The sequence below is a fragment of the Novosphingobium sp. SG919 genome, assembly GCF_012932495.1.
In the GTDB taxonomy this organism is placed as follows: domain Bacteria; phylum Pseudomonadota; class Alphaproteobacteria; order Sphingomonadales; family Sphingomonadaceae; genus Novosphingobium; species Novosphingobium rhizosphaerae.
On sequence record NZ_JABCNG010000003.1, the window covers coordinates 1 to 12810 of the forward strand.

A 12810-nucleotide genomic window follows, 5' to 3' on the forward strand; every position below is an offset into this window, starting at 1 on the left:
GAAGACCTGATCGATCGCTGGAATCGGAATCGGATGGCCGATCCCGATGCCAGCCGGATCATCCTCACCCACACCAATGTCGAAGTGCGCGAACTGAACGAAGCGGCACGCACGCGCATGCGCGCAGCACAGATGCTCGGCGAGGATGTCGGCCTGGAGGTCGAACGTGGGCAACGGTCCTTCGCGTCCGGCGACCGCGTGATGTTCCTCAAGAACGAGCGCAGCCTGGAGGTGAAGAACGGCACGCTCGGCACGGTGGAACAGGTGAACCAGATCGCCATGCGCGTGCGCACGGACGATGGGCGATCGATTGCCTTCGATCTCAAGGACTATGCCCATATCGATCACGGCTATGCCGCCACCATCCACAAGGCGCAGGGCATGACCGTGGACAGCGTCCATGTGCTGGCAACGCCAGGGCTCGACCGCCATGCCGCCTATGTCGCGCTCTCGCGGCATAGGGACCAGGTCGATCTGCATTACGGCAAGGATGACTTCGCCGATCGGGACCGGCTTGTCCGCGCGCTCAGCCGCGAGCGCGGCAAGGACATGGCATCGGACTATGCCCGCGTGCCCGAGCCTGCGCCGGAAGTGCAGCCCAGGCGCGGCATCTTCGATGGGCTCAAGCTCAAGGTGCCCAACTTCTCTGCTCTGCCCGAACGGGTGAACTTTGATGGCCACCGCTTCAAGGTCTCCAAAGACCTGCTCCAGCCCGTCGCCCCGTCACGTGAAGCCGCTTCAATCCCGACCAACGCTGAAACCCGCGAGGTGCAACTGCGGCGCGAGCGCATGGAGGCGCTGACACGCCATGCCAAAGCGATCGACGGGATCTACGACACGCGGGCCCACGGCCGCCAGGAAGGCCCCGAACAGCTTGCCGAGCTCAAGTCCGCGCGCAAGGCGTTCGAGGAGCTGCGCCCGCATGGGCCGCGCGATGCCGAGGCGGCCTATGCCCGGGACCCCAGCCTGGCGAGCGAAGCGGCACGCGGCAATGCCAATCGCGCCATCCGGGCGCTGCAGCTCGAAACCGAGCTGCGCACCAATCCCGAGCTTCGCGCCGACCGCTTCGTCAGCCGTTGGAACGAGCTGTCCAACCAGGCCGATCGCCACTATGCGGCCGGCGACATCGACGCCCACAAGAGCGCGCGCACCGCCATGGCAAACATGGCCAGGAGCCTGGAGCGCGATCCGCAGCTTGAATCCCTGCTGACCAGCCGCAAGGCCCAGCTTGGCATCACCATGATGGACAGCGAGCGTAAGCTTGGCGCCCAGCTCGCGTTCGAGCACGGCCTCGATCTTGGCCGGGGGCGGGGGCTCGGGCTGTAGGACGGGCCAAGGCCCGAGTCGTAACGCCTTCACCGCTTGGCGCAATCTCAAGCCGCCTCAGCAGTATCCGCGCCGACAGGCTCACCAATCTCACCCCTTCCAGCGAGGTTTCAGCCTCTGGTATTCTGAATCTAGCACGGTTTAGCCTGCGCCTATGACCGAAACCACCGACACCGAAGTGACCACCGCCCAGGCTTTTGAGGCCGTGCGGCACGAGCTCAGCCTCCTGCACAATGCCGTCGCCAATCTGACGGCGGCACGCGAGCGGATCCCCGACCACACCGCCGCGCTCGATGGCATCGACCGCAGTCTGAGCAATCTCCGCGCCCGGCTTGCCGCCATCGAACAGACACCGGCGGTCTCGCTTACCCCGGCCGAAATGGCAAAGCAGATCAACCTCGCCGCCCAGACAGTGCGCGCCGAGGATAGGCGCATGCTCGACACTGCCCGCGCTGCGCTCGACAGGTCGGCCGGGCAAATCGACGGCATCGTGAAGCGTGGGCAAGCTGCCGATCAGCAGATCGAACGTCAGATATGGGGCGCGGTGGCGGGAATGCTTGCCGGTATCCTCGCATGCGCCGTACTCCCCGGAGCCATCGCTCGATCCCTGCCGGCCAGTTGGCATGTGCCCGAGTGGATGGCTGCGCGAACCATGAACATGGATCAGAGGGCAGCCGGAGAGCGGATGATCGCTACGGCGCGCAAGCCAGAGCGGCCGTGATCGCGGACGTTGGTGGCTGACCGGAATCAATATCGAAATCACAAGAGTCTGACATTCGTTCAGGTAATCGAACTCAACCTGTTCTGTTGGACGCATAAGTCTGAGTAGATTTACTTCTCGCTCAACGAACGCCTTTTCCATGTCGCGCCGATTTTTCCCGCGCCAGCGCCAGTAACTCACTTATCTCTGCAAGCCGACTTTCGTCTGGCTCTTGATCGAAGAAGCGTTTCAACCAGGAAGCCTCGTCGTGCATGAAGCTTACCCGGGCAACAAGGATTGCAGCGATCAGATCCTTCTGAGCGGCGACGAGCTCGGGCTTTTGCGCCAGGTCCGGCCGCAGGACGTGGAAGCGATAGTGGGTATGCAATGCATCAACCTCGCGGCCGCGACGCAGCTCCAGGCCCCATTGCGGCGCGCGAGCCAGGATGATCTTGGCTACGCGGGCACCGTCTTCGAGCAGCATCAGAAACAGAGCTTTGTCGCCGCCGCCCTGCATCGGCATGGAATCCGCGTTTCCCAAAGCGCAAAGGATCGCCAGGCGCTCGGCATCGTCGACAGCCTCATCCAGCCATCGCTCCAGCCAATCGATGGCGCGGCCGCGCAGTTGCCGCATCTCTTCCGAAATGCCGACAACACCCTGATGGATCACGGCGCTTTCCAATGTCCATATCGTTCCACCGAGTTCGGCCAACAGTACGTGCGCGAGCATGCTGGTCAGGAGAGATCTCGCACCGCGGACGGCGTCCGCGTCCAAACGCTCGATCTCGTCGACCACGACGCGTTGCGCTGCCGGTCCGTGCTGCTTCCAGACCGCGAGGGTGTGCTTTGCCAACTTCTCGCCGGCTTCAATCCAGAGCGCCCGCTCCGCATCCACGCGAACTCCGAGGTATAGCCGAACGAGCACGCGGAAGATGCGCTCCGGCTCCACATAGCGATACGAGACGATGAGCTGCGAGACGCGCCGGGCGACGTCCAAACTCGTCTTGCCCGGAAAATCTCCGATCGCCGTGACGATCGGCATTACGGCATAATCGCGAGAGCGTTCCACCACGTCGACCAGCGTATCGAGCTGCTTGGAAAACTCCTGCGACGGGTCGTCGAAATGCGGAAGAACTAGGTCTTCGAAGGCCGCCAGCGCATCCTCGAGGACATTGATGGTGTTGGCCCGCGCGATCGAGTCCAGAGTCTCCTCGGCTGCGCCGTCGGCCTTGAGCAGTCGGTGGAAATCCCGGGCAATCTTATCGAAGTCATGGCCTGCGGGAACAAGATGGTCCTGCATGACACGGTTCATCCGATCGCCGATGGCCGCCATGCGAGCAACACCGAGGTGCGTGAGTTTGGGTTCCTTGTAGATCGTGTCATGGTCCATTTCGGCCCAAGCATGATTCAGTAGGGTCTGGATCTGAATCTCGACCTGCAGCCCGTCGAACTTACGATATTCGGCGAGGGCTAAGCGATCCGGCTTCAAGCCCACCAAGTAGTTGGTACTGTCGAAAAGCCGCGTCTCAGTATCCGTCCCAGGAACAGGGTGGTGGACGTTGACGCTGATCACCTCGAAATTCTCGTGCAATGCCCCGGTAGAGTTGAAGCCATCGACTTGCGAGTTGGTCAGAAACACGATCCGACAGCCCGCGAGATCTTTGATATCATCCATCGATTGATCGAATGAAATTCCACGATCAGCGAGCTTTTTGCGCAAGGATGCTAATTCTTTTGCCCTTCCGGTGATCGCATGCGCAACGAGACCATATTGATCGAGAGCTTGGTCAAGAATATTCTGCACAGCGACCACAAAGGCGACGTAGAGAGGCCGGCCAATCTGCTGATACTCTTCGAATGTCATTTTAAAGTCCCGCCGCAGCAACTGACCCTCGCGAGCCTATGTTAGGAATGTATTTGATAGAAATGGTAAGTGGTAATTTCACGTCCAAATCGAACTCGGGAAATCGCGATTGCAGTCTCAAATTGAACCGACCAACTCTTTACGTCAATGACCAAGGACCCTTATGCTAGGGACCATTGCCGGATGCGAGGATGTCGTCTCTTGAAAAAGCCCAAGAAATCTCTCACGCATGGCGGCAGCGCGGCATTGTTGGGCTTCCTTTATCAATTGCAGGCGACAGCGACGCGATTGCTGGAAGTGCATCTGGAAGGGAGCGGCGCGAACGCTGCCACAGATGGCGTTCTTGTGATCCTGGAGCCAGATGGTGGTGGCGATGCGATCATCCAAGCAGGCGCGCGCCACTGCATTCAGCTCAAAATGCGCTCCCAGGTTATCGATGCCGGCACACTGGCCACTTCCGTGCTGCCCGATCTTTTCGGCGCGCATTGCGAAACCGCCTGCGATCGGTACGAATTTCAAAGCAATCAGCGGCTTTCAAAACCAGCTGCGGACTTGTTTTCGCTTCTGGACGGGACCCGAACGACCACGGCCCCGGTTCAATCGGACTACCAGCGGGCGAGAAAGTCCTGCCGGACTGTCTACCTCAAGCGGAGGGGTGGAGCCGCCGGGTTCGCCGTGGAATTTCGCAAGTTTTGTAGCCGTCTGCATTTGGCAAACCCGGTCAGCGTCACCGCATTGCGTGCGCGGTTGGCGCAGCACCTTCTCCCTCACCTACCCTATGCAGATCAGATCGGCGCGAAGCTCGACCAATTGGCTGGCGATCTGATGACCCGGGCCATTGAAAGTGGCACCGTTCTGACCGGACCCATGATGGCTGAAGCCTTGGGGTTGGCCATCGTTACCGACGCGCAGCTACGCCTCGATACCGCGCTGAAGACCGCGCTTGATGCGCGTCGCTACGACGTGGCCTACGATGTCCGCCCGCCGCTTTCGGTGACCGTATCCGCACCGCTGACACTTGTTGCTGGCCCATCGGGAAACGGCAAGAGCTGGGCGCTTTGCCGTCTGGCGCAGGATGCAATCGAAGCGCGTCGTCCCGCACTGCTCATTCGCGCGGCGGACCGCGCCGAACTGGAACGCGAGATGAAGCGCGTGATCGCCATCGATACGCTGAACCACGACAGCCCGATCGATTCCTCCGCCCTCGGAAAGTTGTGGCGACGGCAGACTGGCAACGATGACGCGGACATCCTCGTCTTGTGGGAGGGATGCGGAAATGCCGAAGAGCTGAAGAAGGTTTTCTACCAGAATGGCCTAGGTGATGGCCTCATGCTGATGGCGGAGCTGCCGCCCGATGCAGACGCCAGTGCGTTCCGCGAGATCGGCGTCCTGCCGCACGAAGTCGGCGAATTCGGAGAGGCCCAACTCTTCGACGCGCTCAATCGGCGAGGCGTGCAGGCGGGCGCGGTTCCGGCAGATATTCGGCGTATGTTGCGACACCCGGTCCTTTGCGGAATCTACGCGACCCTGGCGATCGAGAGTGGCGGGTGGAACCCAGCAAATGAGTACATCGTGCTTGGCAAGTTCTGGCATCGCGCACGCGAGCGCGCAGGCCAGACGACAGGTGCCCGTCTGAAAGCATTGGCGCAGAAGATGGTCGAGAAGTCGGCCACCGAGGCAACGGATTCCGAGGTCGTCGCGCTGGGCTTCACCGATGATCAACTCGGACAACTCGTGGCCTCGGGCTGGCTCGCGGAGGTGTCGGGCAAATGGCGCTTCGCCCATGACCGTCTCCTCACGTGGGCGATCGCCGAATGGCTAGCCGAGCGGCTGTCCCAAGCCTCCGTCGGCGCGGAAGAGGTTGCATCGTGCATCGAGTGCCTCGGCAACGACTCCCCGCAAGATCGCAGCCGCCTCCACGGCCTGGGCTTCCTCATGATGGACGTTGTCTGGCTTGCATCTTCCGGGACCGCGCCCTCGACAAAAGTCGCCGAGCTTCTGTCTCTGCTCGAGGACGATCGGCAACATAGGTCCTCGCAAAACTTCTACCGAGACCTGTGCCCGACCATCGGGTCTGCGATCCTAGAAGGACTTCTCGCTCGGGCCGCGCTTATCACCGACAGGGATCGCGATATTGGCTTAGCCGGCAACATTGTAGCGGCAATTCTCGCTCTGAATTTACCGCCAGCCGAGCGTGACAGAGTCTCGCGGCAATTGGCTCAAGGTGACGATAGGGCTTGGAAGTTGCTGCTGCTCCTGGGATCGGAGTGGCCGCTGACCACGGAGCGCGAGCGCTTGTGGGAGGGCTTGGTCGAGGCTTACCGGAAAGTCGGAACCGAGCAGCGCAATTTTGCGCGGTTCGAACGGTATCGTGAAGCCGCGCTGTGCCTGTCCCGCACCGATCCAAACTGGCTCGAGGCCAAGATCCTCTCCACGACCGATGCGAAAGCACTGGGCATCGCTACGATCCTGCTACGCGAAATAGCCCCAGCCCCAAGGCAGGATCAGTGGGCTCGGATTTCGCATCATCTTTTCGAACATATGGACGAGGATAACCACTCCCGGCTCGTCGGTTTCATTCAGCGCACCAATGACCGGTCGAGGCTGCCGTTCCTCGTTCATCAAATCGAACGGGCGACACACTGTGCTCCCGATGCATTCGCGGCCCTCGCACGCATGGATCCAATCAAGGCGACAGAAATGATCGTCGCCAAACCTGCGGTGCGGTATCCGCCACAAACCGGCATTTGGCTCAGTCGGATGCTGGATCAGCACCCTTTGCAAGTGCGCCACCTAATTGACAACTGGCTGATGCATGTCGACCCCACCGGATGCATGTTAGCAACGTTCTGGGCCGGCGCGAAATGCGAGGTGGGACTCGAAACCCTCGCCATCTTGTTGCAACGTCTTGACGCTGAGCTTGCACAGGCGGGCGGCGGCGACGAGCGCCAAGCCCGCATTTTGCTCGGAGTCCTGGGAAGCGGCAGCCTCAATCCCGCCAATGACAGGGCATTCCATGCGATGCGCGGCAGCCGTCTCGCCCACAACCTGCGAATTCGTCTCGAGGGTCATGCCCGAGGCGCTCAAAATGCGCTTGCCGGCAATATTTGGACGCTCCTGCTGCGGATCGGCGGTTCCGACCTCGACGCCTATGTGATCGCTTTGCTGGACGGGCCATTCGGCGATCGCGGGCCGGGCGTGAACGCTGCGATTTTCACGGCCACGCCGGGGGTGGTGCGCCGGCTCGAGGCTATGGCAGTCGATTGGTCGACGCCCTATACCGAGCCCGTCCGCCCAGCGGTCTGGCGGTTGCTCGTGGGACTGAAGCCTGACGTCTGGTATCCGCGCATGCTGAACCTGCTCACTGGGGGTTCCGATCTCGAGCGTTCGCTCGGCCTCGAATTGTTCGACGACCTCGGCTTTGCCGAAGATGCTGGCGTGCTCGTGGATTGTGTCCGATTGACTCAGCCGGGTAGCGCAACGGAAGCGAGAGCGATTAATCTCGCCATCTATTACGGCGCAAACGATCCCTTGCTGCTGGAGCGGGCGCTTCCGCGCTTCCGCAAGGACAAGGATGCAGAAGGGCATCTGGCGGCCTGCAACGTCTTGCTGCAGGAACGCGGATCGCCAGCCCGAGCGAAGTTAGACGCATTTCTGATGACACTTTCTAGCCAGACGAGTTGGACTTCGACCGACCTAGACGTGCTCGCAGTCCGCCTTCACCAAGACGACGTCTCCGATGAACTGCTTGCAGCCGCAGAACCGTTCATGCGGCGCCGGTCGCTCTTCGGTGAGCAGCTCATCGATCCCTATCTGCAGCGAGGCCATCGAGGCGTCCAAGATATGGTATTGGAACGGGCCTTCGCTCCGCCCAACATCATGACGAACGAACTGCCCGACATGATCAACGCATTGGCGCGCATCGACGTTGCCCAAGCCGAGCAGGCATTCGAACAAGCCTGGCAAGAAAATCCGGAGCGGCAACGCTACCTGGCTCCCTGCTCTGCCGGACTTGGAGCAAGGGCGCTTCAGGCGATGCTAAAGTCCCTCCCTTCGAAGGATGGCGGGCGAGATGCCAAGATCGCGTTCCGGGCCATGTGCATCGAGCTAAGGGGTCGGCATCACGAAGCGCTGCCTCTCATTCACGCAAGGTATGCTACAGCCGCAAAGCCCGATCGCGAGCTGTTGGTCAAAGTCATCTCGTGGATGCCCGAAGCGGAAGCCGAGTTGCAGAAAATCTTTGCAGAAGAGCGAGACCCAGACATCGGCGACTTGGCTGAAGAGCTACTGATACTTCATCGCTGTCGGGTATCGGCCGTAGAGGCTTATCGCGCCGAACCGGCTTCGATTCCAAGGCTCCTATATGCGATAGAAATCGTCGACCCCGAGCTCCTCTACCGCGTGAAAGACCGGTGGAGCATTTCGGAATTGATCCATGCCGATGGCCAGCAGACTATCATCGCCGAGGACGCCTTCGTCCGCAGGTTCAACAAGGTCGAGAACACTCGATATAAGAGGGTTCGGATCAGAAAGCGGATGCGCGCGCCAGCCGCGAGCTTGGATGAGACATCGTTCGAATGACTTGTATAATCAGGGCATTTGCCTTCCGCCCTATTACTAGCGATTCTGACGAGAGGCCGAGAATAGCCCATTGGGACCCGTGCGGAACCGGAGCACAGACGTCCGGTCTCTGATCGCGCGAGGCGCCCTTCCCGAAGCCCGTAGATGCACAACGGAGATGCGGCTCTTGCTTCAGCACACTAGGATGGCACCCGCTTTGAGATGGGGTTTGCTGAGTGGGGGCACGTACGCAGCGGGTAATCTATAGCTGGGTAGCGGATGCCAGCGATGCATGGCGAGGAAAGCCTAGTAGAATAAGGCTCTCGGTACCGACCGCAGTTGCTAGGTGGTCTTTTGCTCTATGATCGAGCGGCAGCTATCGGGGATCCATCGAGAGCTGGCAAATGGCCGTTATGTCGGCGATCTGGGTCACAACTCCGGTGCCTAAAATCCGAGGTGCAAGTGACCCACGACTCGGCCGAATCGGACATTGGATTCTGCTCCTGCGAACCGAACCCATTCACTTTTCACTTGACAGGGGCACCCATGATGGACCGATTTGCGAATCATCGATAAAGCTGTAGTTTTATCAATTTGATAGATCGCCAATTCGATTCCCTTCACCCTCCAATTCCCGGTCTCAGGGCATCCCCGACAGCTTTACAAGCCGCTGAAATCTGCGGCATTTTTCAGGGCGTCCGGCTGGCGAATCCTCGCCTCATGCCATGCTGGGCCGGACCTATGTTATTGACGATATGGCATGCCCGGCGTCAGCTCCCAACCAATGCGAGACGTTCAGGTACGGCCGTAGGCATATCGGCTTGCGCTGGAACCGGTCACTTGTGAGTATGAGAACTGCCGGCCGGCTACGCGCCTTGCCGGGCGTTCCAGTGCTCCGCACCAAACCCAGAAACCGGCCCTTGCCACTTCCATGCGCGAATGACCTTTGACAATGCAGCCTCATGCTCAATAGGATCTGGTGAGTAATTGGCATTAAATATCTGGTCAGCCGCGCTTTTTCTGTTTTTCCGCCAGCGCGCTAGCCTTATAGAACAGACGCCATGAACGCCACCGAACTGCCGCTGACGGCGCAAGCCGTGCTGGTTACTACCACGGCGGATGCGGACGTGATCGAAGTAATCGCCACCAGGTCCACCGGCACGCAGGCCATCGACCGACGCACCTATCAGGTGCAGCAGAGTCCACAATCGGAGCAGAAAAGCGCGACGCAACTGCTGCGCGGCCTGCCTGCTGTGACGGTCACGCCCGAAGGCGAAGTGCTGCTACTCGGCTCGGGCAACGCGGCAATCTATGTCGACGGGCGTCCCTATGTGGGCGACGCCCGGCAATACCTGCGCACCCTTCATGGTAGCGACATCGAGCGGATCGAGGTGCTGACCAACCCGTCCGCCCAGTTTTCTGCCGAAGGCACCGGCGGGGTGATCAACCTGGTGTTGCGCAAGAACAGGCGAATGGGCTGGTCGGGCAACGCCAGCCTGGAAAGCTCAACTTACGGCTATGGCTTGGTCGACACGACGCTGCACTACAAGCGCGAGGCCTGGTCCTATGAAGTAAAGGCCGGCAGCAATATCGGCACAATGGGGCGCTGGAACAGTTCCGCGCTGCGTAGCATTGAACCGGCCACCGGCGGCGCAGCCACGAGCAACAGCCAAGATAGTCGCTCCGCCTATCGCGGCACCGTCGGCCGACTGAGCGGCAAGGCGACCTATGCGGCCGATGCCAGGAACAGCGTGACCCTGGCCCTGGGCGGTGGCGGCGGGCACGACATCAACATGACGCGCACCGATTATCGCGGCATTACCACCGATTTCGCCTCGTTCTCGGAAGATCGCCGGCTTGACAGCCGGGCCAGCTTTTTGACCGGCGAACTCGCTCTGGATCATCGCGGCACGCGGGAGCGGGAAGCGCTGACTGCCTCCGCGCAAGTCTATACGAACCCCATGCTCGACGATGTGACAAATGCACGCTTCACCAATGGCGGCGCCTTCACGACACGCCTGCGTCATCCCAGCACCACGATCGACACGCAGGCAGGCTGGAAGCACCCCATGGCGCGCGGGCAGTTGCTGGCGCTGGGTGCGACCTGGCACCGCGATACGACCAGGCAGGATTACAGCCTGGTGACCACGGCCGCTGATGGCACACGCAGCAACGGCGCGACCGACCATTTTGACGGCAGCAGCGAGACCTGGGCGGCCTATGCCACGTTCCAGCAGATGCTGGGCGCGGTTACTCTTGAGCCTGGGCTACGCGCCGAGCGCAACGTGCGACAGGTGGCCGGCGCCAGCGTGAGCGACGAGCTGACCAGCGCGCGTCTTGCGCGCACGACACTGTTTCCCTCGCTGCACTTGCAATACCTCGCCAGCCGGCGGCTGACGTTCACGGTCAGCTACAGCCAACGCATAGAGCGTGCCCCGCTTGACTACCTGCGCTCCTATGCCGTGGTGGACGACGCGCTGACCGTGTTCCGGGGCAACCCCGCCCTGCGCGACCAAACTACGCAGGCCTATGAAGGCAGCCTGCAATATCGGCCCGGCAAGATCGAAACCAATCTCACCGCGTTCTGGCGCACGACCGGCAACGTATGGAGCACCACCTACGCCGTCAACGCGGCGGGGGCGAGTGTCTATGGCTATGTCAACGCCGGCCGCCGCCGAACCGCCGGCGCCCAGTTCGACCTGAGCGCTCCGCTGCTACGCCAGGTAAAAATCACGCTCAGCGCCAACCTGTTCGACCAGCGCAACCCGGTGGAAACCCAAGCCGGCATGACGCCCGAAAGCGCCCCGATCGCCCACAGCCTGCGCGCCACCACCAGCGGCACGCTGGAATGGACCAACCAGACGCGCGACTCCCGCGCCTGCCCGGTGCCGGGAGATGTGGTGCAGCTACAATGGTCGTACAACAACCCGCAACATCAGTACCAGATCCGCAACGCGCCTTGGGCCGAAGTGAGCCTGGCCTGGACGCACAGCTTCGCCAAAACCCTGTCCCTCTCCACCACTCTTCTTGCCCCCGGTCGCACCCGCCAGGACCTCCTTGCACCGCTGGTGCAACAGCAATCCTGGCGCCAGCGCCGGCCGCAATTGCAGGTGAAGCTGGTTAAGACGTTAGGATGATGCAGTGTGCGGGCTGTCTCTGATAGGTCGTGCTCTGGGCGATGGGCGTCGTTGGCTGCACAGCAAAACGCAGGGTACTCACCATGGGGACTGGAACGGGAACTGAATTTTCGATCTTCAAAAATAATCTTTTAAAATAAATGCCATACAACCATATTCGAGCTTCTCGACCGCGCCAGTACCTCTAAGGCATGGCGACGGCAGTTACCTGACCCAAACGCGATGGCCGCCCTCGCTTTGCTGCTCCAGCCTGACGGCTCTGCCGGTGAAGCGCTGCGCAATGTCGATTGCAGTGATCAGATGCTGGCTGGGCTTGACCGTGGTGAAAGCACCGCCACCTGCCAATACAAAGGGCAGCACCAACTGATCGGCCAGATAGGGCCCGGCGAAGGCGTCGCTTTCCAGATAGCCGCGCATCCGCGCCGCCGCGGTCTTGCCCAAGCGCTCCGCCGTCACGCCCATCTGGCCGAAGCCACTGACGATTTCCGTCGCCCCTTCATAGCGCGCCTCCAGCATCAGGATCACGCCAGGGCCCTGATCTTCGGGCAATTGGCGCATGGCAAAGTCAGCGGCCTCCCAATTCGGCAAATCCTTGCGGGCACGGTCGAGCATGCGCTGCGGAATTTCGCCGGGAAGGCCGCAATAGGCCGCCTGCGCACCCACGCCCAGCAAGGCCCCGCGCCCGGTGCAGTCCACAGGTGCCAGCGGCGCGGGCGCGATCTCCACCTCGATTCGCCCGCCGCCGCGCGGGTAGAAGCCATGCCGCACCAGGCGTGCTGACACACGTGGTCCCATACGGTTGATGATGGGCAGAAAACAGCGCTCGATAAAGTCGAAGGGCGGGGCCAGCATGTTGTGCGTGCCGCCTTCCAGCACCAGGCGCGAGGGGCCATCGGCCAAAAGCAGCGGCATCAACACCGTTTGCAGCACCAGCCCGGTGCTTCCTGCTGTGCCGATCGCAAAGTGATAGTCCCCCGCCCGCGCCGTGCCGGGGTGAAAGGTGAGATCGCACGAGCCCACCGTGAGCCCGCTGCACGTGCTGCCGGAAATGGCCGCCGCAGCCTCCACCGCAGTCACATGCTGGCGCATCAGGCCGGGCTTGGAGCGCTTGGCGCGGATGTTGGTGATGCGGAAAGGCTGGCCGGTGACCAGCGACAGCGCGCATGAATTGCGCACCATCTGGCCACCGCCCTCGCCTTCCGATCCGTCGATAATCATCATTT

5 protein-coding genes and 1 pseudogene are annotated in these 12810 nt (G+C 61.3%); 4 read left to right on the forward strand and 2 right to left on the reverse strand.

Going from position 1 to position 12810, the window contains the following annotated elements; translation table 11 throughout:
• Positions 1-1326: pseudogene (locus FHT19_RS13030) on the forward strand (Ti-type conjugative transfer relaxase TraA); the annotation flags it as partial.
• A 154-nt stretch (positions 1327-1480) separates the two neighbouring features.
• Positions 1481-2047, forward strand: coding sequence for a hypothetical protein (locus tag FHT19_RS13035; protein ID WP_169475514.1), 567 nt, complete (start codon positions 1481-1483; stop codon positions 2045-2047).
• Positions 2048-2168: 121 nt separating this feature from the next.
• Here the strand turns inward: FHT19_RS13035 and FHT19_RS13040 are convergent, their stop codons facing one another.
• Positions 2169-3890 (reverse strand): RelA/SpoT domain-containing protein, encoded by a 1722-nt coding sequence (locus tag FHT19_RS13040; RefSeq protein ID WP_169475515.1) that lies wholly within the window; start codon positions 3888-3890, stop codon positions 2169-2171.
• Positions 3891-4091: 201 nt separating this feature from the next.
• Here FHT19_RS13040 and FHT19_RS13045 point away from each other — a divergent pair, with 201 nt between their 5' ends.
• On the forward strand, positions 4092-8471 hold the full coding sequence (locus FHT19_RS13045) for a hypothetical protein (RefSeq protein WP_169475516.1): 4380 nt from the start codon (positions 4092-4094) through the stop codon (positions 8469-8471).
• A gap of 1040 nt (positions 8472-9511) precedes the next feature.
• Complete coding sequence (locus FHT19_RS13050; protein ID WP_169475517.1) at positions 9512-11587, forward strand: TonB-dependent receptor; 2076 nt, start codon at positions 9512-9514, stop codon at positions 11585-11587.
• Between the two features lie 204 nt (positions 11588-11791).
• Here the strand turns inward: FHT19_RS13050 and rtcA are convergent, their stop codons facing one another.
• On the reverse strand, positions 11792-12808 hold the full coding sequence (gene rtcA / locus FHT19_RS13055) for an RNA 3'-terminal phosphate cyclase (RefSeq protein WP_169475518.1): 1017 nt from the start codon (positions 12806-12808) through the stop codon (positions 11792-11794).
• Positions 12809-12810 lie beyond the last annotated feature (2 nt).

Excerpts from the sequence above, each read along its gene's own strand:
- FHT19_RS13035 (WP_169475514.1), top strand. The coding sequence starts at position 1,481 with ATGACCGAAACCACCGACACCGAAGTGACCACCGCCCAGGCTTTTGAG.
- FHT19_RS13040 (WP_169475515.1), bottom strand. The coding sequence starts at position 3,890 with ATGACATTCGAAGAGTATCAGCAGATTGGCCGGCCTCTCTACGTCGCC.
- FHT19_RS13050 (WP_169475517.1), top strand. The coding sequence starts at position 9,512 with ATGAACGCCACCGAACTGCCGCTGACGGCGCAAGCCGTGCTGGTTACT.
- rtcA (WP_169475518.1), bottom strand. The coding sequence starts at position 12,808 with ATGATGATTATCGACGGATCGGAAGGCGAGGGCGGTGGCCAGATGGTG.